General features: G+C 73.8%; 23 protein-coding genes. 13 read left to right on the top strand and 10 right to left on the bottom strand.

Annotated features, from left to right (window positions below):
* Nucleotides 1-48: 48 nt before the first annotated feature.
* Genes M1L56_RS14865 through M1L56_RS14855 form a run of 3 tightly spaced genes read right to left on the bottom strand, consistent with a single transcriptional unit; the run spans nucleotide 49 to nucleotide 1,705 of the window.
* Nucleotides 49-210, bottom strand: a complete 162-nt coding sequence (locus M1L56_RS14865; RefSeq protein ID WP_248599827.1) for a hypothetical protein — start codon at nucleotides 208-210, stop codon at nucleotides 49-51.
* A 44-nt stretch (nucleotides 211-254) separates the two neighbouring features.
* Nucleotides 255-866 (bottom strand): PadR family transcriptional regulator, encoded by a 612-nt coding sequence (locus tag M1L56_RS14860; protein WP_067945629.1) that lies wholly within the window; start codon nucleotides 864-866, stop codon nucleotides 255-257.
* The gene (locus M1L56_RS14855) at nucleotides 863-1,705 is read right to left on the bottom strand and encodes a DUF4097 family beta strand repeat-containing protein (protein WP_067945627.1); all 843 of its coding nucleotides are present in this window, start codon (nucleotides 1,703-1,705) and stop codon (nucleotides 863-865) included. Before M1L56_RS14855 ends, M1L56_RS14860 begins: the two co-directional genes overlap by 4 nt.
* Nucleotides 1,706-1,911: 206 nt before the next feature.
* On the opposite strand from M1L56_RS14855, the gene M1L56_RS14850 reads away from it, so the two are divergent.
* Complete coding sequence (locus M1L56_RS14850) at nucleotides 1,912-2,670, top strand: MerR family transcriptional regulator (RefSeq protein ID WP_248599826.1); 759 nt, start codon at nucleotides 1,912-1,914, stop codon at nucleotides 2,668-2,670.
* Between the two features lie 60 nt (nucleotides 2,671-2,730).
* Here M1L56_RS14850 and M1L56_RS14845 read toward each other — a convergent pair whose 3' ends face one another.
* Nucleotides 2,731-2,988: a hypothetical protein gene (locus M1L56_RS14845; protein WP_248599825.1), complete on the bottom strand. Its 258-nt coding sequence runs from the start codon at nucleotides 2,986-2,988 to the stop codon at nucleotides 2,731-2,733.
* A gap of 145 nt (nucleotides 2,989-3,133) precedes the next feature.
* The gene (locus tag M1L56_RS14840) at nucleotides 3,134-3,844 is read right to left on the bottom strand and encodes a YitT family protein (protein WP_248599824.1); all 711 of its coding nucleotides are present in this window, start codon (nucleotides 3,842-3,844) and stop codon (nucleotides 3,134-3,136) included.
* A 65-nt stretch (nucleotides 3,845-3,909) separates the two neighbouring features.
* Here M1L56_RS14840 and M1L56_RS14835 point away from each other — a divergent pair, with 65 nt between their 5' ends.
* Nucleotides 3,910-5,352 carry a PLP-dependent aminotransferase family protein gene (locus tag M1L56_RS14835; RefSeq protein ID WP_248599823.1) on the top strand — a complete coding sequence of 481 codons (1,443 nt, stop codon included), beginning with the start codon at nucleotides 3,910-3,912 and terminating at the stop codon, nucleotides 5,350-5,352.
* Nucleotides 5,353-5,447: 95 nt separating this feature from the next.
* Here the strand turns inward: M1L56_RS14835 and M1L56_RS14830 are convergent, their stop codons facing one another.
* Nucleotides 5,448-6,821, bottom strand: coding sequence for a hypothetical protein (locus tag M1L56_RS14830; protein ID WP_248599822.1), 1,374 nt, complete (start codon nucleotides 6,819-6,821; stop codon nucleotides 5,448-5,450).
* A gap of 89 nt (nucleotides 6,822-6,910) precedes the next feature.
* A complete protein-coding gene (locus tag M1L56_RS14825; RefSeq protein ID WP_248599821.1) occupies nucleotides 6,911-7,930 on the bottom strand; it encodes a hypothetical protein in 1,020 nt (339 codons plus the stop codon).
* 128 nt (nucleotides 7,931-8,058) lie between these two features.
* Here M1L56_RS14825 and M1L56_RS14820 point away from each other — a divergent pair, with 128 nt between their 5' ends.
* The 4 genes from M1L56_RS14820 to M1L56_RS14805 all read left to right on the top strand — a co-directional run bounded on the left by M1L56_RS14820 (nucleotide 8,059) and on the right by M1L56_RS14805 (nucleotide 13,540).
* Nucleotides 8,059-11,430 carry an efflux RND transporter permease subunit gene (locus M1L56_RS14820; RefSeq protein ID WP_248599820.1) on the top strand — a complete coding sequence of 1,124 codons (3,372 nt, stop codon included), beginning with the start codon at nucleotides 8,059-8,061 and terminating at the stop codon, nucleotides 11,428-11,430.
* Nucleotides 11,431-11,507: 77 nt separating this feature from the next.
* Nucleotides 11,508-12,149: a DUF305 domain-containing protein gene (locus M1L56_RS14815; RefSeq protein ID WP_248599819.1), complete on the top strand. Its 642-nt coding sequence runs from the start codon at nucleotides 11,508-11,510 to the stop codon at nucleotides 12,147-12,149.
* A gap of 105 nt (nucleotides 12,150-12,254) precedes the next feature.
* Entirely contained in the window at nucleotides 12,255-13,019 is a 765-nt protein-coding gene (locus tag M1L56_RS14810; protein WP_248599818.1) for a GntR family transcriptional regulator, read from the top strand.
* On the top strand, nucleotides 13,016-13,540 hold the full coding sequence (locus M1L56_RS14805; protein ID WP_248599817.1) for an HAD family hydrolase: 525 nt from the start codon (nucleotides 13,016-13,018) through the stop codon (nucleotides 13,538-13,540). The genes M1L56_RS14810 and M1L56_RS14805 overlap by 4 nt, the downstream gene beginning before the upstream one ends.
* Before the next feature lie 4 nt (nucleotides 13,541-13,544).
* On the opposite strand, the gene M1L56_RS14800 is transcribed toward M1L56_RS14805, so the two are convergent.
* Nucleotides 13,545-13,961 carry an MmcQ/YjbR family DNA-binding protein gene (locus tag M1L56_RS14800; RefSeq protein ID WP_248599816.1) on the bottom strand — a complete coding sequence of 139 codons (417 nt, stop codon included), beginning with the start codon at nucleotides 13,959-13,961 and terminating at the stop codon, nucleotides 13,545-13,547.
* A gap of 45 nt (nucleotides 13,962-14,006) precedes the next feature.
* On the bottom strand, nucleotides 14,007-16,181 hold the full coding sequence (locus M1L56_RS14795; protein ID WP_248599815.1) for a copper-translocating P-type ATPase: 2,175 nt from the start codon (nucleotides 16,179-16,181) through the stop codon (nucleotides 14,007-14,009).
* A gap of 152 nt (nucleotides 16,182-16,333) precedes the next feature.
* Between M1L56_RS14795 and M1L56_RS14790 the strand changes: the two genes are divergently transcribed.
* Together M1L56_RS14790 and M1L56_RS14785 are read left to right on the top strand one after the other, a co-directional pair.
* Entirely contained in the window at nucleotides 16,334-17,311 is a 978-nt protein-coding gene (locus M1L56_RS14790; protein WP_248599814.1) for an arginase family protein, read from the top strand.
* Nucleotides 17,308-17,790, top strand: coding sequence for a histidine phosphatase family protein (locus M1L56_RS14785; protein WP_248599813.1), 483 nt, complete (start codon nucleotides 17,308-17,310; stop codon nucleotides 17,788-17,790). Before M1L56_RS14790 ends, M1L56_RS14785 begins: the two co-directional genes overlap by 4 nt.
* Nucleotide 17,791: 1 nt before the next feature.
* Here M1L56_RS14785 and M1L56_RS14780 read toward each other — a convergent pair whose 3' ends face one another.
* Nucleotides 17,792-18,502 carry a GNAT family N-acetyltransferase gene (locus M1L56_RS14780; RefSeq protein ID WP_248599812.1) on the bottom strand — a complete coding sequence of 237 codons (711 nt, stop codon included), beginning with the start codon at nucleotides 18,500-18,502 and terminating at the stop codon, nucleotides 17,792-17,794.
* A 128-nt stretch (nucleotides 18,503-18,630) separates the two neighbouring features.
* Between M1L56_RS14780 and M1L56_RS14775 the strand changes: the two genes are divergently transcribed.
* From M1L56_RS14775 to M1L56_RS14755, 5 genes are read left to right on the top strand one after another with little or no spacing between them, the layout of a single operon-like run.
* Entirely contained in the window at nucleotides 18,631-19,758 is a 1,128-nt protein-coding gene (locus M1L56_RS14775; RefSeq protein WP_248599811.1) for a ThiF family adenylyltransferase, read from the top strand.
* Nucleotides 19,758-20,951, top strand: coding sequence for a gephyrin-like molybdotransferase Glp (gene glp, locus M1L56_RS14770; protein ID WP_248599810.1), 1,194 nt, complete (start codon nucleotides 19,758-19,760; stop codon nucleotides 20,949-20,951). The genes M1L56_RS14775 and glp overlap by 1 nt, the downstream gene beginning before the upstream one ends.
* Nucleotides 20,948-22,066 (top strand): bifunctional molybdenum cofactor biosynthesis protein MoaC/MoaB, encoded by a 1,119-nt coding sequence (gene moaCB / locus M1L56_RS14765; RefSeq protein WP_248599809.1) that lies wholly within the window; start codon nucleotides 20,948-20,950, stop codon nucleotides 22,064-22,066. The genes glp and moaCB overlap by 4 nt, the downstream gene beginning before the upstream one ends.
* Nucleotides 22,059-22,478 carry a molybdenum cofactor biosynthesis protein MoaE gene (locus M1L56_RS14760; protein WP_248599808.1) on the top strand — a complete coding sequence of 140 codons (420 nt, stop codon included), beginning with the start codon at nucleotides 22,059-22,061 and terminating at the stop codon, nucleotides 22,476-22,478. Before moaCB ends, M1L56_RS14760 begins: the two co-directional genes overlap by 8 nt.
* Nucleotides 22,479-22,514: 36 nt before the next feature.
* Nucleotides 22,515-22,811: a winged helix-turn-helix domain-containing protein gene (locus M1L56_RS14755; RefSeq protein WP_067949064.1), complete on the top strand. Its 297-nt coding sequence runs from the start codon at nucleotides 22,515-22,517 to the stop codon at nucleotides 22,809-22,811.
* Nucleotides 22,812-22,821 lie beyond the last annotated feature (10 nt).

Below are 22,821 nucleotides of genomic sequence, written 5' to 3'. Positions count from 1 at the left end.
ACCAACCCCCAATCAGCCGAGTGTCACCAACCAGCTGACCGAGTACACCTAGCGAGCGGTGGCGACGAGGTCGGCGACCCAGTCGTTCGCGTGCAGCACGCGCCCGTTCGCGACCTCGAAGGCGGCCTCACCCAGGAGCCGGAAGCCGGCCTTGCGGCCCGCCGCGAACGCAGGAGGACCCGCATCATGCCGCGACTCGGGAGCGGTCATGATGCGGGTCCCCTGCCCGGCCGATGGCGGCGGACGCCGTGCGGTCAGCGCTGGGCGAGCTCCTGCAGCACCTCGGCGCGGACGTCGGCGAGGCGCGAGCGCAGCAGTGCGACGGTGTCGGCGTCGACCCGGCCACGGTTGGCCTGGCTGCGCAGCTCGCGCCGGATCTGCTGCCGGAACTCGGTGATCGCGAGGTCGGCCTCGTGGACGGCGCGGGTGGCGTCCGCGCTCGGCTGCGGGGTCGGGTGCTCGGTGGACGCGGCCTTCTTCGCCTCGCGCGCGGCGTTGGCGAGTTCGGCGCGCAGCGTGCGCATCGCGGCATCCACCTCGGCTCGCACGCCCTGCGCGAGGCGGCGGACCGAGTCGGTCACGTCATCCTCGATCGCGTCGAGCTCGTGGCGGCGCGACTCGAGCTCGGCACGACCGGCGTCGGTGATCTCGTAGACCGACTTGCGACCGTCGGTGCGCTTTGAGACGAGCCCCTCCTCCTCGAGCTTCGCGAGCCGGGGGTAGATGGTGCCGGCGCTCGGCGAGTAGGTTCCGCCGAAGCGCTCGGACAGGGCCTGGATGAGCTCGTACCCGTGTCGCGGCTGCTCCTCGAGCAGCGCGAGCAGGTAGAGGCGCAGGTTGCCGTGGGCGAAGACGGGCGGCGTCATGCGGATGCCTCGCCCGTGTCGGCGGTGGCCCCCGCGGTCTGGCGGCGGATCACCGAGATGTTCCCGGAGACGCTGTTGGCGGCGAGGTCGAGCCAGGTGCCCTGCAGCTCGCCCGTGATGCGCTCGAAGCCCTTGCCGAGCATGCCGCGCATCTGGGTGTCGTCGAGCAGGAGCGAGCCGCTGACCGTGTTGACCCGGTAGCGGGCGCCGCTGCCGGCGTCGAAGCGCACGGTGAGGTCGCCCGACACGGTGTTCGTGTCGACGCGGCTGGGGGTTCCGCGCACGTCGAGGATCATGTCGCCCGAGACGGTGTCGGCCTTGAACGAGCCGACCTCGCCCGTGACGGTCACGTCACCCGAGACGGTGTGGGCGACGACGCGGCCGGTGTGGTCGCCGACCGAGACCTCGCCCGAGACGCTCGAGCACTCGATGTCGCCGGCGTGGTTGTCGATCACGAGGTCGCCGTTGACGGCGCTGAACTTGCCGTCGTTGTCGAAGCCCGACACGAGCGCGTCGCCCGAGACGACGCCGAGCTTCATCGCGACCGCGCGCGGCGCGAGGATCGAGATCTCGGCCTTCGCACTGCCTCGGAAGCCCTTGAAGACCTCGATGAAGTTGTCCCACCGCAGCTGCGGGTGGTCGATCTCGAGCGAGTCGCCGTCGATCTGGATCAGCAGGTCCTTGCCGGTGACGCTCGACACCTCGACCCGGGCGCCGGGTTCGTCGTGCGCGATGATGTCGACCTTGCCGCCGATGAGGCTGACCTTCAGCTTGCGGACGAGCTCGAGATCGATGACCCGGGTCTCGCCGGGGTTCACGACCCACTTCTCGATGGCCATGCGGTGCTCCTTCGTTCCTGGGCGAGCGGATGCCGCTCCGCCGGCGCCCGACGGGCGCGTTTCGCGATATATCGCGTTGTTCGCAAGTCACGATATATCGCGTGTGCAACGAGGTCAAGGGTCGGGCCGCGGCATCCGCTTGACCTTGACGCGGCGTCAACTTCTAGCATCGGGGTGAAGCGGATGCCGGAGGAGAGGAGACGCGCATGGACTGGTCGATCCAGGAGGTCGCCCGGCTCGCGGGCACCACGAGCCGCACCCTGCGTCACTACGACGACATCGGGCTGCTCGAACCCGCGCGCATCGGATCCAACGGCTACCGCTACTACGACCGAGCCGCGCTCGTGCGGCTGCAGCGCATCCTGCTGCTGCGCGAGCTCGGGCTCGGCCTGCCGGCCATCGCGGAGGTGCTCGACGGGCAGCGCGACGAATCGCGTGCGCTCGCGAGGCACCTCGAGTGGCTGCGGCAGGAGCAGGACCGGCTGGCGCGACAGGTCGCGTCGGTCGAACGGACCATCGAGGCATTGGAGGGAGGTGAACAGATCATGGCGAAGGACATGTTCGACGGGTTCGACCACACGCAGTACCGCGACGAGGTCGAGCAGCGCTGGGGCACCGAGGCGTACGCGCAGGGCGACCGCTGGTGGCGCGGCCTGCGCGACGACGAGCGGCAGGCGTGGAAGGAGCGCACCGCCGCACTCGGTCGCGACTGGATCGCCGCCGCCGAGTCGGGCGTCGCGCCCGACGGCGAGGAGGCCCAGGAGCTCGCCCGGCGTCACGTCGAGTGGCTGACCGGGGTGCCCGGCACGCCGGCCGCCCAGCCGGGCGGCGACGTGAAGGGCTACGTCATCGGCCTCGGCGAGATGTACGTGGCCGACGACCGCTTCGCGGCCAACTACGGCGGCGAGGCGGGGGCCGCCTTCGTGCGCGACGCACTGCGCACGTTCGCCGAGGCGAACCTGTAGGCGGATGCCGCGGGAGCGCGCCCCGCGGCATCCGCGCGTCGCGCGGGCGTGCCGGCCCGCTCAGCCGTAGCAGTCCTCCTGGTGGACGAACCAGCCGCCGATGATGGAGCCGAAGCTGCCGAATCCGAAGCCCTTGATCTCGGCGACGCGGGCAGCGATCGCCCCGGGGCTCCCGGCGGCCTGCGGCTGGAAGACCACCCCGACGCACGACGCGTTGGGGTTCGGCCCGTTCTCGGCCGCGACGGCCGGTCCGGCGATGCCGATCGAGCCGATGACGGCGAGCCCGGCGGCTCCGATGATGATGGCGCGTGCGCGCATGACTTCCCCCTCCGGTGGGTCGCGCGGCTCGCACGGTTCCCGGCGAACCTGCCTCGCGACGTCCTGGCTGCGACGCTATCCACCCGGGTCGATGGACGGCAGGTGGCGGATCCGCCACCTGCCGGCGACGGCGTCGCTCGGGCGCTCAGGCCTGCGCCGGCGACGGATCGGTGGCGGGGTCCGGGATGTCCCGGTCCCGGACCGCCGCCGGCTCCGTGCCATCCGTCGCCCGCCGCTTCACCGCGAACATCGGGATCGTGTAGCCGCACAGGGGCCCGATCAGGAGGGCGAACGCCAGCGTGCCGATGCCCACGTTGCCGCCGAGCAGGAAGCCCGTGACCAGGACGGTCACCTCGATGCCGGTGCGGACGACCCAGATGCGCCATCCGGTTCGGCGATGCAGGCCCGTCATGAGGCCGTCGCGGGGGCCGGGGCCGAAGTGCGCGCCGATGTAGAGGCCGGTCGCGACGGCGAGCACGACGATCCCGCCGAGCAGCATGACGATGCGCGCCCACAGGTCGAGGCCGGTCGGGATCATCCACAGCGACAGGTCGGCGAACGGACCCACGAGCAGCGCGTTCATGACGGTGCCGAAGCCCGGCTTCTGGCGGATCGGGATCCACAGGAGCAGCACCACGCCGCTCGTGATGATGGTGATGAGGCCGAAGCCGAGGCCGGTCTGCTTGGCGATGCCCTGGGTGAGCACGTCCCACGGGGCCACGCCGAGTTCGCCGCGCACGATGAGCGCGATGCCGAGCCCGTAGAGGTACAGGCCGACGACGAGCTGCACCAGGCGGCGCGCGAAGACCGGCGCGGGGTCGGCGGTGCGGAGGCCGCGGAGCGTGCGGAGCGACATGGTCCCAATCCAATCCCCCGATTGGCCTTCCCGCAAAGAGCCAATTCGCCTATGGTGGCTCCACCATGGATGCCACCCTGAGCGCCCGCGCGCTCGACACCCTCCTCGGCGACTGGCGCTCGAGCGGCGGCAGCGCCTACCGCGCCCTCGCCGATCGCATCAGGCTGCTGGTGCTCGACGGGCGGATCCCCGTCGGCACGCGGCTCCCCGCCGAGCGCGACCTCGCCGAGCGGCTGGGCCTCAGCCGCACGACCGTCACCGCGGCGTACCGCGAACTGCGCGAGCAGCACCTGCTGCACAGCGTGCGCGGCTCCGGCAGCGTGGCGCGGCTGCCCGGCGCGCCGGCGGTCCTGCCGGCACCGCCGGCCGCCGACTACGTCGACTTCTCGAAGGCGGCGCCGCCCGCGCTGCCCTGGCTCGCGGATGTCGCGCGCGAGGCCGTCGACGAGCTGCCCGCGCACCTCGGCGACCCCGGCTTCGACCCGATCGGTACGCCCGCGCTGCGGGCCGCGATCGCCGACCGGTACACGTCGCGGGGCCTTCCGACGAGCCCCGAGCAGATCATGGTCACGATCGGCGCGCAGCATGCCATCGCATTGCTGTCGCGGGCGCTCGTCGGCCGCGGCGACCGCGCGCTCATCGAAGCGCCCACCTACCCGCACGCGTACGAGGCGCTGCGCGGGTCCGGCGCCCGGCTGGTGCCGGTCGCCGTCGCCCCGCACGACGTCGGCCCCGAGGGATTCGGTCCGGTCGACGAGGCCGACGACCTCGTGCGCGCCATCCGTCACGCCAACCCGGTCGCCGCGTACCTCATGCCCGACTTCCAGAACCCGACAGGCCGGTCGCTGAGCGCCGAGGCGCGGGAGCGCGTGCTCGACGCCGCAGCGCGCCAGGGCACCGTCGTCGTGGCCGACGAGACGACCGCCGAACTCGACATCGACCGTGCCGAGCACCCGCTGCCCCTCGCCGCGTACGGCAACGCCGTCATGGTCGGCTCGGTCGGCAAGACGGTCTGGGGCGGCATCCGCGTGGGGTGGATCCGCGCCGACCGGCCGCTGATCCGTCGCCTGCTCGCGGTGCGTTCGCCGGGCGACCTCGGCACGCCCATCCTCGAACAGCTCATCGTGGCGCGCCTGCTCGGACGGATGGACGACGTCCTCGAGCTCCGCCGGGAGCAGTTGCGCGCCGGGCGGGAGCACCTCGAGTCCCTCCTCGCCGACGCGTTCCCCGGCTGGCACGTGCCGCACGTCGACGGCGGCATCGTCACCTGGGTCGGCCTCGGAGCGCCCGTCAGCTCCCAGCTCGCGCTCGCCGCACGCACCGAAGGGCTCATCGTCGCTGCGGGGCCGAGGTTCGGCATCGACGGCGCCTTCGAGCGCTTCCTGCGGTTGCCGATCTGCTACCCGCCCGAGGTGACGGATGCCGCGGTGCAGGCGCTCGCGCGGGCGTGGGGCTCGCTCGCCCGCACGCCCGTGCCCGACCAGAGCGTGCTCGCCGCGGTCGTCTGACTCGCCCGGGTCGCACCGGGCGCCTCGCGGGCAGCCCGACGGCCGGGCAGGCGGCGGGTTCGCCGTACCTGCCCGGCCGAGGGCGTGTCACCCGATCAGTCCCGTGCCGCCGCCATGCGCCGGTAGCCCACGAGGAGCATGCCGGCGAGGACCAGCAGGAGCGCCGCGAGTCCGAGCCCGCCGGTCTCCGCGCCGGTGGACGCGAGGGCCGAGGGTGCGGTGGTCATGCCCGCCGCAACGGTGCCCGACGTCATGACGCTCGACGGCGCGGCGCCCGGAAGTGCGGCGCCACCCTCACCGGGCGTGCCGGGGGTTCCCGGAGTACCGGGGGTTCCGGGGGTTCCAGGCGTGCCGGGGGTTCCCGGGGTGCCAGGGGTGCCGGGGGTTCCCGGCGTTCCCGGCGTTCCCGGGGTCACGTCCGTGCTCGAGCCGCCGGTCGACGAGTCGCCGATCACGGAGACGGCGTTGCCGCCGGCCGTGATCGGGAGCGAGACGCCGGGCACGATCTGGGTGCCGCCGAGGATGGAGTCCTCACCGTTGGTGCCCGCGCCGTTGCCGGTGCCCGTGCCGGGCTGGACCGCGGTGCCGGCGCCCTCCGAGGAGGAGTCGCCGAGGACGGAGATGGCGTTGCCGCCGACGGTGACCGGCGCGGTGGCGCCGGGCACGATCTGGGTGCCGCCGAGGACCGAGTCCTCACCGTTGGTGCCCGCGTCCGAGCCCGATCCCGTGCCCGTGCCGGTGGTGGTGCCGGTCTCGGCGCCCTCCGACGACGAGTCGCCGAGGACGGAGATGGCGTTGCCGCCGACGGTGACCGGCGCGGTGGCGCCGGGCACGATCTGGGTGCCGCCGAGGACCGAGTCCTCACCGTTGGTGCCCGCGTCCGTGCCGGATCCGGTGCCCGCGCCGGGCTGGACCGCGGTGTCGGCGCCCTCCGAGGAGGAGTCGCCGAGGACGGAGATGGCGTTGCCGCCGACGGTGACGGGTGCCGCGACGTCGGCGACGCCCTGCGTTCCGCCGGCGGCAGAGCCATCACCGCTGGTGGTGGCATCCGTGCCGCCCGAACCGCCGCTCGACGAGGTCTCGGTGCTCGCACCGCTCGACGAGGAGTCGCCCGCGACCGAGACGGCGTTGCCGCTCACGGTCACCGGCGCGGCCACCTCGACGATCGCCTGGCTGCCGGACCCGACGCCGTCCTCACCGGAGGTCACGGCCACGGGCTGGGATCCGCCGGAGCCGGCGTCACCCGCGGATGCGCCCGTCGAGGCGTCCGACGACGTCGAGTCGCCCGCCACCGAGATCGCGTTGCCGCCGATGGTGACGGGCAGCTCGACGGCGATCCCGGCCTGCGTGCCGGAGGCGATGCCGTCCTCGCCGGTCGTCTCCGAGGCGTGGGCCACGCCCGCTCCGAGGAGCATGAGCCCCCCGGTGAAGAGGGTCGCGTACAGCGCCCTCGAAACGTATCGCTTCATGATTCCTACTCCTGAACTGGTTGGGTGTGCGCGCTGCCGGATGGCAGCGGCGACCGTCTTCCGCCGGCGGAGCGGCGGAACGGCACCCGTCAGTCAGGGGTGGTGTCGGTGTCGTAGATCGGCGACGACGGCAGCGCGTCGTCGACCGCGTGGAGCACCAGGGACGCCATGGCGTCGAGATCGTGGGCGGCCGAGGCCGCGTCGGAGCCGGCGATGCCGCCGGATCCTGCCGAACCGGAGGTCGAGCCGCCCGCGGGCGTGCCGGCGCCCCCGGCGAGACCGGGGGCCGGCGCGAGCGCGCCGAGCGGCGGTGCGGTGCCCGGCGGACCGGAGTCGGAGGTGAGGGCCGCCGCAGGAGTCGCCGAGTCGTCGCCCGGCGGTGCGCCGGACTGGGCGTCGACGCTCGACTCCGCCACGACGAGCACCGCACCGCCGGTCTCCACCGGGAGCGGCACGACGGCCTCCGTCGACCCGGGCGCGATGCCGAGGTCGGGAAGCGAGGGGAGCACGCCGCCGTCGGGCAGCGGGCCGAAGCGACCCACGACCGTGCCGAGCGCGTCGTCGACTCCGCCCGCGACCGGGCCCAGGAGCCCGTCGAGGGGGGCGTCGTCGAGCACCGGCCCGACGATCGGCAGCAGCCCGACCGTGGTGTCCCACGTGTCGACGAGCGAGCCGACCGGGCTCGAGCCCGCGACGTCGCCCACGGTTCCGGCGACCTCGGCGACCGTCTCGGAGGCCACGGCATCCACGTCGTCGACGGCGCCGGATGCGGCATCCATCACCGTGTCGACGACGACCGGAACCGCCTCGACCACCGGTTGCGCGGGCGCCGGAGCGACCGGCTGGACGGCCTCGACGGTCGTGGTCACGGGCGCGGTGACCGAGGTGACGACCGGGTCGACCACCTCGTCGACCACGGTGTCGACGGTGCCGCCGACGGTGCCGACCACCGAGCCGACGGTTCCGAGGAGCCCCTTGGGGTTCTCCTCGGCCGATGCGCTCGACGGGCCGGCGGCGAGGCTCACGACGACCCATGCGGCCGCGAGGCCCGAACCGAGGAGCGCGGCGCGCAGCAGTGGCGTGCGGTTCACCGCGATCGCCGTTCGCATGCGCCACCCCCTGGTCATACGTGATTCGGAGGTTACCGTCCATTCGGATGGGATTCCACCCCCTCCGGCGGTCGAATCCCACTTTCGGAGGACTTCGGGGCCCCTCGTCCGCTGCGAGAATCGACACCATGTCCCTGCTCGCGAAGCTCAGCATGCGAAACCGCGCCCTCATCGCGCTCGTCACGATCGTGGTCGGGATCTTCGGGGGCATCGCGCTCACGAACCTGAAGCAGGAACTGGCGCCGTCGATCCAGCTGCCGCAGCTCAGCATCATCACCGCGTACCCGGGGGCGTCGCCGGATGTCGTGAACGCCGACGTCTCCACGCCGATCGAGACGGCGATCCAGGGCATCAGCGGCCTCGATTCCACGTCGACGACGAGTTCGACGGGCGTCTCCCGCGTGGTCGCGAGCTTCACCTTCGGGACCGACCTCGCCTTCGCCGAGCAGAAGCTGCTCTCGGCGGTGAACCGGATCGCGCCGCAACTGCCCGACGACGTCGACCCGCAGGTCATCGCGTTCAGCTTCGACGACCTGCCCGTCACCGCCGTGGCCGTCACCGGGGCCGACGATCCGTCGACGCTCTCCGACGAGATCACCCGCACGACGCTGCCCGAGCTCCGCGACATCGACGGGGTGCGCGAGGCGACCCTCGTCGGCGACCAGGGACGACGAGTCGTCATCACGCCGGATCCCGCGGCGCTCGCGCAGTACGGGCTCACGACGCAGGCCATCCGCGACGCGCTCGCCCAGAGCGGCGTCCTCCTGCCCGCCGGCCAGATCACCGAGGGCGACTCGACGTTCGCGGTGCAGGCGGGCACGCGGCTCGGCAGTGTCGAGGAGGTCGCCGCGCTCCCGCTGCTCGGCGCGACCGAGCAGCAGCCGGCTCCGGAGTTCCCCGAGGGCGAAGGCGACGGCGCCTTCCCGGGAGTGGAGGGCGTCCCCGGCGTCGACGCCGGCACGGGCACGGTCGCCGTGCCCGTCGCGTTGACCATCGGCGACGTGGCATCCGTCGAGCTCACGGCCAACCCGCAGGCGAGCATCTCGCGCGTGAACGGCGAGCCCGCGCTCGCCATCTCGATCACCAAGCTGCCCTCGGCCAACACGGTCGAGGTCTCGAACGCGATCGCGGCGGCGCTGCCCGACCTGCAGGCCGCGCTCGACACCACCAATCCCGGCGCCGAGTTCACGGTCGTGTTCGACCAGGCGCCGTACATCGAACGCTCCATCGAGACGCTCGCGGTCGAGGGCACCCTCGGCCTCGTGTTCGCGGTCCTCGTGATCCTCGTGTTCCTGCTGTCGGTGCGCGCGACGCTCGTCACCGCGATCTCGATCCCGACGTCGGTGCTCATCACGTTCATCGGCCTCCAGGCGGCCGACTACACGCTGAACATCCTCACGCTCGGCGCGCTGACCATCTCGATCGGACGCGTCGTCGACGACTCGATCGTCGTCATCGAGAACATCAAGCGGCACTACGTCGCGGGCGTCGACAAGGCGTCGACGATCATCCACGCCGTCCGCGAGGTCGCGGGCGCCATCACGGCGTCCACGATCACGACCGTCGCGGTGTTCCTGCCGATCGCGCTCGTCGAGGGCGTCACGGGCGAGCTGTTCCGTCCGTTCTCGCTGACGGTCACCATCGCGCTGCTCGCGTCGCTGCTCGTGTCGCTCACGATCGTGCCGGTGCTCGCGTACTGGTTCCTCAAGCCGGCCAAGCCCGCCAAGGGCCAGACCGAAGCGGATGCCGCTGCCGCGGCCGCGTTCGTCGACGACGTGTGGCTCGCGCCCGAGCTCCGCGACGCCGACGGCGGCACCGGGCTGCGGCCGAAGGCCGGCGCGGCGGCGGCCGGCCCCGCGGCATCCGCTGCACCCCCGCGCGCCGGCGCGGTCGACGAGCTGGAGCACCCGTCGCGACTGCAGAAAGGCTACCTGCCGGTGCTCGGGTGGACCCTGCGGCACTCGGCCATCACGATCATCGCCGCGGTGTTCGTGCTCGCCGGGACCGTCGCGCTCGCGCCGTTCATGAAGACGAACTTCCTCGGCGACAGCGGCCAGAACACCTTCCGGGTGACCCAGGAGCTGCCGGTGGGCTCGAGCCTGGAATTCCTCGCCAGCGCGTCCGAGCCGGTCGAGGAGGCCATCCGCGGCGTCGAGGGCGTCGAGACCGTGCAGACCTCGATCGGCACGTCGACCGGCGGCGGGGCGCTCGCCGCGTTCGGCGGCAGCGGCAACACCATCGCCTACAACGTCACCACCGACGAGGGTGCCGACCAGGCCGCCCTGCAGGCCGAGGTGCGCGCCGAACTCGAGGAGCTCGACGACGTCGGCGAGATCACGCTCGCCGTGCAGAGCGGGTTCGGCGCCTCGAGCGACATCGAGGTCGACATCACCGCGTCGAACCAGGAGGACCTGCGGGACGCGACGCAGGCAGTGGTCGACGAGCTCGCGGGCCTCGATTCGCTCACCCAGGTCACCTCGAACCTCGAGGCGTCGCAGCCGTACATCGCGGTCTCGGTCGACCGCGCGGCGGCGGCCGAGGCGGGCTACTCGGAGGCGGCGCTCAGCGGCATCGTCTCGGCGTCGATGCAGCCGCAGGCGGCGGGGTCGATCGTGATCGAGGAGCAGACCCTCACCATCTACCTCGCGGCGGAGGAACCGCCGACGACGGTCGAGGCGCTCTCGGCCCTGCCGGTGCCGACGCCGACCGGCACGGTCCGGCTCGACTCGCTCGCGACCGTGGAGCAGGCCGAAGGTCCGGCCTCCGTGACGACCGTGAAGGGGCTGCGCAGCGCGACCGTCGCGGCCACGCCCGACGGCGACGACCTCGGCACCGCGAGCGCCGAGGTGCAGGCCGCGGTCGATGCGGTCGACCTGCCCGACGGCACCTCGGCGTCCATCGGCGGCGTCACGGCCGACCAGCAGGAGTCGTTCTCCCAGCTCGGACTCGCCCTCCTCGCCGCGATCCTCATCGTCTACATCGTCATGGTGGCCACGTTCCGGTCGCTGCTGCAGCCGCTGCTGCTGCTCGTCTCGGTGCCGTTCGCCGCGACGGGCGCGATCCTGCTGCAGGTCGTGACGGGGATCCCGCTCGGCGTCGCGTCGCTGGTCGGCGTGCTCATGCTCATCGGCATCGTGGTGACGAACGCGATCGTGCTCATCGACCTCGTGAACCAGTACCGCGACCGCGGCATGACCGTCCGTGACGCGCTGCTCCACGGCGCCTCGCGGCGACTGCGGCCGATCCTCATGACGGCGCTCGCGACGATCTTCGCGCTCATGCCGCTCGCGCTGGGCATCACGGGCAGCGGCGGGTTCATCTCGCAGCCGCTCGCGCTCGTCGTGATCGGCGGGCTGCTGTCGTCGACCGTGCTCACGCTGCTCGTGCTGCCCGCGCTGTACGACCTCGTCGAGGGGTCCCGCGAGCGACGGCGCGCGCGGCGTGCGGCGCGACAGGCCGAGGCGACGGATGCCGCGGCATCCGTCGACGTGCGCCGGTAGCCCTGAGGTCTGCCGGGCCACCGGGGCTCGCGGAGGAGTACCCTGAGGGGTATCGGACGCGACCTCGGAGGTTCCCCATGCGCCAGTCCACCCGATACCCGGTCCGCGCCGCGGGCGCGCGCCGCCTCGCCGCCGCCGCCACGGCGGTCGCCCTCGCCCTCGGCCTCAGCGGCTGCGTCATCGTGACGAACGACGGCGACCGCGATCGGGACCGCGACGGCATGGGCGGCATGCCCGGCAGCTCGCAATCGGGCGACGACTTCTCGCGCGGGGACGTCATGTTCGCGCAGATGATGATCCCGCACCACGAACAGGCGATCGAGATGAGCGACCTGATCCTGGCCAAGGACGGCGTCGACCCGGCGGTGGTGGAACTCGCGGAGCAGATCAAGGCCGCCCAGGGGCCGGAGATCGAGCAGATGGAGGCCTGGCTCGAGGAGTGGGGCATGCCGAGCATGATGGACGGCGGCCATGGCGCGCACGGCGGCATGGACGGCATGCTCACGGAGCAGGAGATGGACGAGATCGAGGCGGCCGACGGCGCCGACGGCGAGCGGTTGTTCCTCGAGGGCATGATCGAGCACCACGAAGGCGCCATCGACATGGCGGAGCAGCACCAGCAGACCGGGGAGAACGCGGAGGCGCTCGAGCTCTCGGCGTCGATCATCGAATCGCAGACCGGCGAGATCGAGCAGATGCGGGAACTGCTCGGCGACTGACGCCACCCGACCACGGCGCCGGGTCTCCGCGGGTTCACCGAACCTTCACCGGACGGTCGTGTCGCGCCCACCGCACGGGCGGGGCGGAGTCCGTACGTTCGATGCATGTCGACCGAGGTGCCGCTCCACGAACGCGTGCACGATGCGCTCCGCGAGCGCATCGGGCGCGGCACCTGGACGGCCGGGATGCGGCTGCCGAGCGAGGCGGCGCTGTGCCGCGAGTTCGGCACGTCGCGCGGGCCCGTCCGCCGGGCGCTGCTCGCGCTCCGCGAGGAGGGCTACATCGTCGGCGGTCGCGGCCGCGCGCCGGTCGTGGCCCGCGTGGTGCCCTCGCAGCCGTTCTCGACGTTCTCGTCGTTCACCGAGTGGGCGCGATCGATCGGGCGGACGCCGGGCCAGCGCACCATCGAGGCGGCGCGCAGGCCGGCCCCCTCGGCGGTGGCGGGAGTGCTCGGACTCGACGAGGGCGCGTCGGTGGTGCAGGTGGTGCGCGTCCGGTTGCTCGACGACGTGCCCACCATGGTCGAGCGCACGTCGTTCGCCCCCGACATCGGCGCCCTGCTCGCCGACATGGACGCCGACCGGGGTTCGCTGCACGCGCACCTCGTCGCGAAGGGCGTCGACCTCCGGCGGGCGCGGCACACGATCGACGCGGTCGCCGCCAACCCGCTCGATGCGGAGGCGCTCGAGGTGTGCGCGGGCAGTCCGCTGCTGCGCGAACGCCGCATCACCTTCGACACGGCACGGCGGCCGCTGTCGTTCGCGGACGACCGGTACCGACCCGAGCTCGCGACCTTCACGATCGAGAACGAGGTCGACCGGCGCACGCCGCTGCGTCGATCCCATCCGGTCGAGGGGAGGCGCCGGTGATCACGCTCGCCGTCCTCGGCTTCGAGGGTGCCGCCATCCGGCGCCGGTCGACGGATGCCGCGGGTTTCGCGAACGCCCCGGAGCCGATCCGCGGGGTCGAGGCGACGCTCTTCGAACTCCGGCGACGCGGTGTGCGGATCGCGCTCGTGTGCGAGGCGACCCGCTCGGTGGCCGAGGCGACCCTGGCTGCGCTGGGCTGGCGGGTCGGGGCGGCATCCGACGGGCTCGGCGTCGTCGACGCCGTGGTCTGCGCCGACGAGGTGGCCGTGGCGCCGCCCGCACCCTACGCCGTGCACCACGCCATGGAGCTCACCGGCACGTCCGACGTGCGACAGGTGCTCGTCGCCGGCGACGGCCTGCCCATGCTCGAGGCGGGCCGGGCCGCGGGAGCGGGCTGGGTGGTCGGCGTGCTCACGGGAACGGCCCGACGGGACGAGCTCGAGGCGGCGCCGCACGACGCGGTGCTCTCGTCGGTGAACGACCTGCTCGCCCTCGCGGTTCCGGCGGCTCCGGCCCGCTGAGACGTCAGCCGCGCGGCAGGTCGGCCGCGCGTGCCGCCTCGGCGGCGTCGAACTCGCGTCGGAGGTACTTCGGCGCCTGCACGCGCCAGGCCTCGGTGACGAGCTCGCCGAGATGGTCGGCATCGATCCGCGCCATCCGGAACGCCACCTTGGGCTCGCCCCACGCGGTCGTGGTGCGCAGGAACACCTCGGGCGCCATCTCGACGAGGGCCAGCGCATCGACCGGGTCGCCCACCTTGACGCCGACGACGAGCTCGGACGCGATGATCTCGCGCATGTCGTCGGGGATGCTCGGCCACGGGTGGCATTCCCACGCGTAGAGACGACCCCGCACGAACCAGGCGGCGCCGCCCGTCGTCACCCGCTCCTCGCTGCCGGGGAGGGCGCGGGCGATGCGGCGGACGTCGTCGAGGGTGGCCACGCTGCCGAGCCTATGGTGCACCCCCGACGACGGGACGCTGCGGTGCTAGGCGCGCTCGAGCACGGCGCGCGCCGACGCCTCGGGTCGCAGGTCGAGCCGGCGCAGCAGCTGCGCGTTCGCGGCGACGATGATCGTCGACAGCGACATGAGGATCGCACCCACCGACATCGGGAGCACGAACCCGATGGGGGCGAGCACGCCCGCCGCGAGGGGGACCGACACGAGGTTGTACCCGGCCGCCCACCACAGGTTCTGCTGCATCTTGCGGTACGACGCCCGCGAGAGCTCGATCACCGACAGCACCGAACGCGGGTCGCTCGACGCGAGGATGACGCCCGCCGAGGCGATCGCGACATCCGTGCCCGCGCCGATCGCGATGCCGACGTCGGCCTGCGCGAGGGCGGGGGCGTCGTTGACGCCGTCGCCGACCATCGCGACCGACAGGCCCTCCCGCTGCAGTTCCTGCACCTTCGCGGCCTTGTCCTCGGGGCGCACGCCCGCGAACACCCGGTCGATGCCGAGGTCGGCGGCGACGGTGCGCGCGACGGGCTCGGCGTCGCCCGTGATCATCACGACCTGGATGCCGAGCGCGTGCAGCGCGTCGACGGCCTCGCGCGACTCGGGACGCACCTCGTCGGCCAGGGCGAGGGCGCCCGCCACCTCGCCGTCGACGACCACGTGCAGCACGGTCGACCCGCGCTCGGCCCACGCGGCTGACTCGGGGAGCGCCGGCAGGCCCTCGCGGGCGAGCAGTCCGGGACCGCCCACGTGCACCTCGCGGCCGTCGACGCGCGCGGTCACGCCCACGGCGGCCGACGCCGCGAAGCCGGATGCCGCGCGAAGCCGCAGTCCACGGTGCTCGGCGTCGGCCACGACGGCCTTCGCGAGCGGGTGCTCGGAGTCGTGCTCCGCGGAGGCGGCGAGCGCGAGCACCTCGTCGAGGTCGTGGCCGGGGGCGGCCGCGGCATCGGTCACCGCGGGCTCGCCGCGGGTCAGCGTCCCGGTCTTGTCGAAGAGCACGGCGTCGACGGTGCGCATGGTCTCGAGCGCGAGCCGGTCGGTCACGAGGACCCCGCCGCGGGCTGCGCGCTCGGTCGCGATCTGCACGACGAGCGGGATGGCGAGCCCCAGCGCGTGGGGGCACGCGATCACGAGCACGGTCACGGTGTGGATGACGCCCTCGTCGGGCAGGCCGACGACGGCCCACGCCACCGCGGTGATCGCCGCCGCGACGAGCGCGAACCAGAACAGCCAGCCCGCGGCACGGTCGGCGAGGCGCTGGGCGCGCGAGCTGGAGGCCTGCGCCTCGGCGACGAGCCGCTGGATGCCGGCGAGCGCCGTGTCGTCGCCGACGGCCGCGACCCGCACACGGATGGCGGTGTCGGTCGCGACCGTACCGGCCACGACGCGTTCGCCGGGCCCCCGACTCACGGTGCGCGACTCGCCGGTGATCATCGACTCGTCCATCGCCGCCGTGCCGTCGACGATGTCGCCGTCGGCGGGGACGCGGCCGCCGGGCCGGACGATGATCACGTCGCCGAGCTGGAGCTCGGCGGGGGAGACGGTCTCGATGCCCGCGTCGGTGACACGCTCGGCCTCGTCCGGCAGCAGGGCCGCGAGCGCGTCGAGCGCCGACGAGGTCGCGGCGAGCGACCGCATCTCGATCCAGTGGCCGAGCAGCATGATCACGATGAGGAGTGCCAGCTCCCACCAGAAGTCGAGGTGATGGGGGAAGAACCCGAGGCTCGCGCCGAGGGAGGCGACGTAGGCGACCGTGATGGCCAGGCCGATGAGGAGCATCATGCCGGGCTTGCGGGCCTTCAGCTCCGACCAGGCTCCCGTGAGGAACGGCGAGCCGCCCCAGAAGTACAGGACCGTGCCGAGCACCGGGGGGATCCACATGACGATGGGGGTGTCGGGCAGCTCGTAGCCGAGGAGGTCGGCGAACATGCCTGAGAAGGCGATGGTCGGGACGGCGATGACGAGCATGATCCAGAACAGTCGGCGGAACTGGCCGACGTGGTCGCCGTGCCCTGCGTGCCCGGCATGCGAGCCGTGGCCGGCGTGAGGATCGTGGCCGGCGTGCGCGTCGTGGTCCCCCTGCGGATTGTGGCCGGCGTGCGGATCGTGGCCGGCCTGGCTCTCGTGGTCGTCGCGCAGTGCGGCGGCGTCGACGCCGCCGTGGCGGTCGTGTGCGGGGGTCTCGGGGTGCGTATCCATGATGGCCTTCCCTGCTCTGCGAGGAACTATACCCCTAGGGGGTATTAACCACAACGTCTCCGACGCGCGGGCATTCCCGACCGTCCGGGATCGCGGACATCGGCCCCCGCGCGGCGGACGACGCGGGCTCCCGCGTTGCTACCGTCGAGGCCATGACCGAGACGGCGCTGTCGCACGATCCGCTCTGGCCGCGCGCGGGCGACTGGCCCGACTTCGACGCGATGGCCGCAGGCGAGCACGCCGACCTCGCGGTGCTCGGCGTCCCCGCCTTCCGGACCTCGCTCTCGCCGACGGCCGCGCATGCCACGCCCGCCGCGATCCGTGCGGCGCTGCGTCGCTACAGTCCGGCCCTCGCGCCGGACCGATCGCGCGACCTCGGCTCCGACCGCCCCGCCGGCAGCGTCGACCTGGGCGACCTGCGCCTCGTCGACGCCGGTGACGTGACCGATCCCGACGGCGAGGCCGGCGAGGCCGTCACCCGCGCCCGCGTGGCCCGGGTGCTCGGCCGGTCCGACGCGCTCATGGCGCTCGGCGGCGACAACTCGGTCACGGTCGCCACCGCGCTCGGCGCCTGGGGTTCCGACCTCGCCACGGCCGGCCTCGTCACCATCGATGCCCACCACGACCTCCGCGACGGTATCTCGAACGGCTCGCCCGTGCGCCGCCTCATCGAGGCCGGCCTCGACCCGAGCCGGATCGTCCAGATCGGCATCCAGGACTTCGCCAACTCCGCCGCGTACGGACGACGGGCCGAGGAGCTCGGCATCACGGTCGTGCACCGCGACGAACTGCACCACCGCGCGCACCCGTCGCTCGTCATGGCCGAGGCGCTCGAGATCGCCGGGGCGGGCGGCGGCCCCATCCACCTCGACATCGACGTCGACGTCTGCGACCGCTCGATCGCGCCGGCCTGCCCGGCGTCGGTCCCGGGCGGCGTGCAGGCGTGGGAGCTGCGGGCGCTCGTGCGCGCGGCCGCGCTCGACCGTCGGGTGCGCAGCGCCGACCTCGTCGAGATCGACGCGACGACGGATGCCGCGGACGGCCGGACCGTACGCCTCGCCGCCCTCTGCGTGCTCGAGTTCGCCGCGGGCCTGGCGGGCCGGGCGAGCAGTGGCAGACTCGGCACATGAAGACCCTCGTGCTCGTCCGTCACGCGAAGTCCGCGTGGGCCGATCCGACGCTCGCCGACCACGATCGGCCGCTCAACGACCGCGGCCGGCGCGACGCCCCGGAGATGGGCCGACGGCTGAGGGAGCGCGGCACCAGCCCCGACACGATCCTCTCGAGCACGGCCGTGCGGGCGCGCACCACCGCCGAGGCGCTCGCGGCCGCGCTCGCCGTCGACCCCGCCGCGGTCGTCCTCGACGAGCGGCTCTACGGCTCGTCGCCCGAGACGATCCTCGACATCGTGGCGGAACTCGACGACGGGCTCTCGACGGCGCTCGTGGTGGCGCACGACCCGGGCCTGTCGGACCTGGCGTTCCGGCTCTCGGCCGAGATCAAGCACATGCCGACGTGCGCCGTGGCGGAGTTCAAGTTCTCCGCCCGGTCGTGGGCCGAGCTCGCCGACGCCGATCCGGTCGAGATCCGCTTCGACACCCCGCGCTGACTCAGGCGGCCGGAGGGATCGTCTCGTCGCCGGTCGCGGCCTCGCCCGTCGCGGGCTCACCGGTCGCCCGGTCGCCGCGCATCGCGCGGTACCGCTCGGCGGTGAGCACCGTCACGCGGTCGCCGTCGGTCTCGCCGGCCTCCTCGAAGCCGAGTCGCACGGCGAGCAGGTGCGAGGCCTCGTTGCCCATCGTCATGATGGCGACGACCGTCGCGGCGTGCATGCGGTAGAACGCGAGCCCGAGCATCCCCTCGGCGGCCTCGCGGGCGAACCCGCGGCCCTGCCATTCGGGGCCGACGAGCCAGCCGATCTCGAGCCGTCGCGTCTCGGGTTCGAGCGAGCGCAGGTGCAGCGACACGTCGCCCACGAGGCGCCCGTCGTACTCGACGCCGAGGGCGAGGAAGTCGTTGAGCTGCTCGAGCCGGGTGTGGTGCGTGCGGTGCATGAGGTGCAGGTACGACTCGGCGCGGGTGCGCAGCGGCCATGAGAGATGCTCGATCACGGCCGGGTCGGACTGCCACGCGTACCATGTGGGCGCGTCGGCGAGCCGGTGCGGGCGCAGCAGGAGTCGTTCCGTCCGGATCACCGGAGCTCGCAGCGGATCGGCGATCCGGGGCCCGCGCATGAAGCGGGGCCGGCGGGGCAGGGCGGCCCGGACGAGGTCCCCGAAGCCGGCGTGGCGCTTCGGTGATCCGTCTTCCGTCCGGCTCATCGGCGGCCCCCTCGTGGTCGCAATGCCACTATTCTTCCGGAATCCCGCCTGTGAGAGCGCCTCAAGACGGACGGGTTGACAAGTTCCGTTCCGGTCCGGGGTGGTCCGCGGGCTGCGAGAATCGACGCATGCCGCCACTCGATCCCACCTCGCCGCGGTACGCGCGGCAGCGCGTCCTCCCCGGGTTCGGCGCGGCCGGCCAGCAGCGCCTGGCCGAGTCGCACGTGGTCGTGCTCGGCGCCGGCGGCCTCGGCAGCGCGGTCGTGCCCATCCTCGTCGCGGCCGGCGTGGGTCGCCTCACGATCGTCGACGACGACCGCGTCGACGAGACCAACCTGCACCGGCAGCTCCTGCACGAACCGGCCGACGTCGGGCGGCCCAAGGTCGACTCGGCGGCGGATGCCGCGGCGGCGCTGTCGCCCGACACGGAGGTCGTCGCCGTGCCGCACCGGTTCGACGACGAGCGCGCCGACGAACTGCTCGCGGGTGCGGACCTCGTGATCGACGGCACCGACGACCTCGGCACCCGCTACGCCGCCGACGCCGCGGCGGCCCGCGCCGGCATCCCGTTCGTGTGGGGTTCGGCGGCGCGGTTCGGCGGGCAGGTCGGCGTGTGCTGGGACGCGCGCGGCGTCTCGTACCGCGACCTCTTCCCCGAGCCCCCGGCCGACGCCGGGCTGAGCTGCGAGGTGGACGGCATCCTCCCGTCGGTGTGCACCGTGACCGGGGGCCTCATGGCGACCGAGGCGCTCAAGGTGCTGACGGGCATCGGCGAGCCGCTCCTCGGACGGGTCGCGGTCTACGACGCGCTCTCGGGCCGCACCCGGGAGATCGCGTATCGCCGCGATGCCGCAGCCGCCGCCCACGACAGCCCCCCGGGCCCCGCCCGAGCCGCCGCCGGTCGTGGAGGACCCGAGGTGCCTCGCCCGAGACCTGTGACGGCCGATGTCGATGCCCGATCCCTCGCAGCGGAGCTCGCCGACGGCTCGGCGCCCGTTCTCCTCGACGTCCGCGAGCCGTGGGAGGTCGAGATCGCCGCCATCCACGGGTCGGTGCTCATCCCCCTGGGCGAGCTCGGCGATCGGCTCGGCGAGCTCGACCCCGCGGCATCCGTCGTCGTGTACTGCCACCTCGGGGTGCGATCGGAGTACGCCGCCCGCATGCTCGCGGGCGCGGGCTTCGCCGACGTCCGCAACCTCACGGGCGGCATCGACGCCTGGTCGCGCACCGTCGACGAGGGCGTGGTGCGGTACTGATGGGCGAGCGGATGCCGGTGGAGGAGCACGCCCGATTCGTGCGGTCGCTGCTCGCGCCCCTCGGCGCGCGCCCCTCGGAGGTCGTGGCGCTCGCCGACGCGCTGGGGCGGATCACGGCCTCGCCCGTGGAGTCGCCGCTCGACCTGCCACCGTTCCGGAACTCGCAGATGGACGGGTTCGCGGTGCGCGCGACCGACGTCGCCGCCGCGCCCGTGGTCCTCCCCGTCTCCGGCGAGGTCGCTGCAGCCCCCGGCGCACCGGCGGCGCTCGCGGCCGGCACCGCCGTGCGGATCATGACGGGCGCGCCCGTGCCCGACGGCGCCGACGCGGTCGTGCCCGTCGAGGACACCGAGCCCGACGGCGACGGCGTGCGCATCCTCCGGGCCCGCCGGGCGGGAGAGTACGTGCGCGAAGCCGGCTCCGACCTCGCGGCGGGCGACGACGTCCTGCCCGCGGGCGTGCGGCTCGCCCCGCGGCACCTCGCCGCCGCCGCGGCATCCGGCCTCACCCGCCTGCTCGTGCGCGAGCGCGTGCGCGTGGCGGTCGTGAGCACCGGCAGCGAACTCGTGGCGCCGGGCGAACCGCTCGGGCCGGGCGAGATCCCGGACGCGAACGGGGTCGCGCTCGAGGCGGCCGTCCGGGCGACCGGCGCCGTGGTCGTCCACGCCGGGCGGGTGCGCGACGACGTCGACGGCCTGCGGGCCGAGCTCGACGCGGCCGTCGAGGCGGGAGCCGAGCTCATCCTGACCAGCGGCGGCATCTCGCAGGGCGCCTACGAGGTCGTCCGCGAGCTGCTCGAGCCCCTCGGCGCGTGGGTCGGCTCCGTCGCGATGCAACCGGGCGGTCCGCAGGCGACCGCGGTGTACCGCGGCGTGCCCGTCATCGGCTTCCCCGGCAACCCCGTGAGCGCCCAGCTCTCGTTCGCGCTCGTCGTCGCGCCGACGCTGCGCGCGGTGGCCGGCCTGCCGCCCGCGCGCGCCGAGCGGATGCCGCTCGCCGAGCCCGTGCGCTCCATCCCCGGCCGTCGCCAGTACCTGCGCGGTCGCCGCACCGACGACGGCCGCGCGCTCCCCGTCGGCGGGCCGGGTTCGCACCTGGTGGCGGCGCTCGCGGCCTCCGACCTGCTCATCGTCGTCCCGGAAGCGGTCGAGGCCCTCGACGCGGGCGAGCCGGTCGATACCGTGGACCTATGAGCGAGCTCACCCACCTCGACGACGACGGCCGCGCGCGCATGGTCGACGTCGGCGGCAAGCCCGTCACCCGCCGGGTCGCGATCGCCGAGGGGCGGCTCGACACGACCGCCGAGGTGGTCGGCCTCGTGCGCAGCGACGGACTGAAGAAGGCCGACGTGCTGCCGACCGCGCGTATCGCCGGCATCCAGGGCGCCAAGCGCACGAGCGAGCTCATCCCGCTCGCGCACATCGTCCCGCTCGACGCCGTCTCCATCGACTTCGGCTTCGACGAGGCCGCGATCACGATCCGCGCGACCGTCTCGACGACCGCCCGCACGGGCATCGAGATGGAGGCGCTCACCGCCGTCGCCGTCGCCGGCCTGACGCTGCACGACATGGTGAAGGCCGTCGATCCCGCGGCGAGCCTCGGCGGCGTCCGCCTGGTCGAGAAGCGCGGCGGCAAGCGCGGCGTGTGGCGAGCGGATGACGCGGGTGCGACCGGCGCCGACGCGGCCCATGCCGACGAGCCGACGGATGCCGCGCCCTCCCGCCGTGCCGTCGTTCTCGTCTCCTCGACCCGGGCCGCCGCCGGCACGGCCGACGACACCACCGGGCCGGTGATCGCCGCCTGGCTGGCCGAACGCGGACTCGAGCCCGGCGCGCCGCGCGTCGTCGCCGACGCCGACCTCCCCGAGGCCCTCCGGCAGGCGGTCGCGGAGTCGCCCGCGGTGATCCTCACCACCGGCGGCACGGGCGTGAACCCGAGCGACCGCACCCCCGAGGCGACCCGTGCCGTGCTCGACCAGGAACTGCCCGGCGTCGCCGAGGCCATCCGCGCCGCCGGTCGCGGCGCGACCCCGACCGCGGCCCTCAGCCGCGCGCTCGCGGGCGTCGCCGGCCGCACCGTCGTCGTCAACCTGCCCGGCTCGCGCGGCGGCGTCCACGACGGGCTCGCCGTGCTCGCCGACCTGCTGCCGCACCTGCTCGACCAGGTCGCGGGCGGCGACCACGCGCCCCGGCCGCGGCATCCGCGCCACCCGGAGGACGGGCCGAGCCACGCCGCCCACGGCGTCGCCGCCGGAACCGCGTCCGGCGAGGCCGACCGACTGGAGCACGGAGGCGCACCGCATGCCTGAGCCCGAGGTGCTCGCCCTCGTCACCGACGCACCGCTCGATCGTGCCGCGATCGAGGCGTTCGTGTGCTCCCGGCAGGACGGCGCGCTCGTCACGTTCGAGGGCGTGATCCGCGACCACGACCACGGGGCGGCGGTCACCGCGCTCGACTACTCCGCGCACCCCGACGCCGAGCGGTTCCTGCGCGAGACGTGCGCGGAGGTCGCCCGGGAGACGGGGCTGCGCGTGGCGGCGGCGCACCGCGTGGGCGCGCTCGGGATCGGCGACGTCGCGCTCGTGGCATCCGTCGCCGCCCCGCACCGCGCCGAGGCGTTCGCTGCGTGCGCGCTGCTCGTCGACCGCATCAAGGAGCGCACGCCCATCTGGAAGCGACAGCACCTCGACGGCGGCGCGACGGAATGGGTCAACCTCTGACCCGCGGCGACGACCCGAAGCTGGGATGATGGGCGCATGCGCGAGTGGACGTTCCTGACCCATCACGCGCACGTGCTGCTCGCGGTCGCGCTCGACCGCGACGCCACCGTGCGGTCGATCGCCGAGCAGGTCGGCATCTCCACGCGCGCCGCCGTCACGATCCTCAACGACCTTGAGGACGGCGGGTACCTCGAGCGCGAGCGGCGAGGCCGGCGGAACCACTACATCCTCTACCCGGAGCGGCCGCTGCGGCACCCGTCGAACGCGGCGCACACCGCGGGCGAGCTGATCCGGGCGCTCGCCGACCTGCCGGGACGACCGAGCCGGGACTGACCGGCGCGGC

It is taken from the genome of Agromyces sp. C10 (assembly GCF_023217995.1).
GTDB lineage: Bacteria > Actinomycetota > Actinomycetes > Actinomycetales > Microbacteriaceae > Agromyces > Agromyces indicus.
The sequence above is the reverse complement of the archived record's forward strand: the minus strand, read 5'-3'. Positions and strand labels throughout refer to the sequence as shown.

Bases quoted from the DNA above. Each gene is read 5' to 3' on its own strand.
- M1L56_RS14865 (WP_248599827.1), bottom strand. From the start codon at position 210: ATGACCGCTCCCGAGTCGCGGCATGATGCGGGTCCTCCTGCGTTCGCG.
- M1L56_RS14860 (WP_067945629.1), bottom strand. From the start codon at position 866: ATGACGCCGCCCGTCTTCGCCCACGGCAACCTGCGCCTCTACCTGCTC.
- M1L56_RS14855 (WP_067945627.1), bottom strand. From the start codon at position 1,705: ATGGCCATCGAGAAGTGGGTCGTGAACCCCGGCGAGACCCGGGTCATC.
- M1L56_RS14850 (WP_248599826.1), top strand. From the start codon at position 1,912: ATGGACTGGTCGATCCAGGAGGTCGCCCGGCTCGCGGGCACCACGAGC.
- M1L56_RS14845 (WP_248599825.1), bottom strand. From the start codon at position 2,988: ATGCGCGCACGCGCCATCATCATCGGAGCCGCCGGGCTCGCCGTCATC.
- M1L56_RS14840 (WP_248599824.1), bottom strand. From the start codon at position 3,844: ATGTCGCTCCGCACGCTCCGCGGCCTCCGCACCGCCGACCCCGCGCCG.
- M1L56_RS14835 (WP_248599823.1), top strand. From the start codon at position 3,910: ATGGATGCCACCCTGAGCGCCCGCGCGCTCGACACCCTCCTCGGCGAC.
- M1L56_RS14830 (WP_248599822.1), bottom strand. From the start codon at position 6,821: ATGAAGCGATACGTTTCGAGGGCGCTGTACGCGACCCTCTTCACCGGG.
- M1L56_RS14825 (WP_248599821.1), bottom strand. From the start codon at position 7,930: ATGCGAACGGCGATCGCGGTGAACCGCACGCCACTGCTGCGCGCCGCG.
- M1L56_RS14820 (WP_248599820.1), top strand. From the start codon at position 8,059: ATGTCCCTGCTCGCGAAGCTCAGCATGCGAAACCGCGCCCTCATCGCG.
- M1L56_RS14815 (WP_248599819.1), top strand. From the start codon at position 11,508: ATGCGCCAGTCCACCCGATACCCGGTCCGCGCCGCGGGCGCGCGCCGC.
- M1L56_RS14810 (WP_248599818.1), top strand. From the start codon at position 12,255: ATGTCGACCGAGGTGCCGCTCCACGAACGCGTGCACGATGCGCTCCGC.
- M1L56_RS14795 (WP_248599815.1), bottom strand. From the start codon at position 16,181: ATGGATACGCACCCCGAGACCCCCGCACACGACCGCCACGGCGGCGTC.
- M1L56_RS14790 (WP_248599814.1), top strand. From the start codon at position 16,334: ATGACCGAGACGGCGCTGTCGCACGATCCGCTCTGGCCGCGCGCGGGC.
- M1L56_RS14785 (WP_248599813.1), top strand. From the start codon at position 17,308: ATGAAGACCCTCGTGCTCGTCCGTCACGCGAAGTCCGCGTGGGCCGAT.
- M1L56_RS14780 (WP_248599812.1), bottom strand. From the start codon at position 18,502: ATGAGCCGGACGGAAGACGGATCACCGAAGCGCCACGCCGGCTTCGGG.
- M1L56_RS14775 (WP_248599811.1), top strand. From the start codon at position 18,631: ATGCCGCCACTCGATCCCACCTCGCCGCGGTACGCGCGGCAGCGCGTC.
- glp (WP_248599810.1), top strand. From the start codon at position 19,758: ATGGGCGAGCGGATGCCGGTGGAGGAGCACGCCCGATTCGTGCGGTCG.
- moaCB (WP_248599809.1), top strand. From the start codon at position 20,948: ATGAGCGAGCTCACCCACCTCGACGACGACGGCCGCGCGCGCATGGTC.
- M1L56_RS14760 (WP_248599808.1), top strand. From the start codon at position 22,059: ATGCCTGAGCCCGAGGTGCTCGCCCTCGTCACCGACGCACCGCTCGAT.
- M1L56_RS14755 (WP_067949064.1), top strand. From the start codon at position 22,515: ATGCGCGAGTGGACGTTCCTGACCCATCACGCGCACGTGCTGCTCGCG.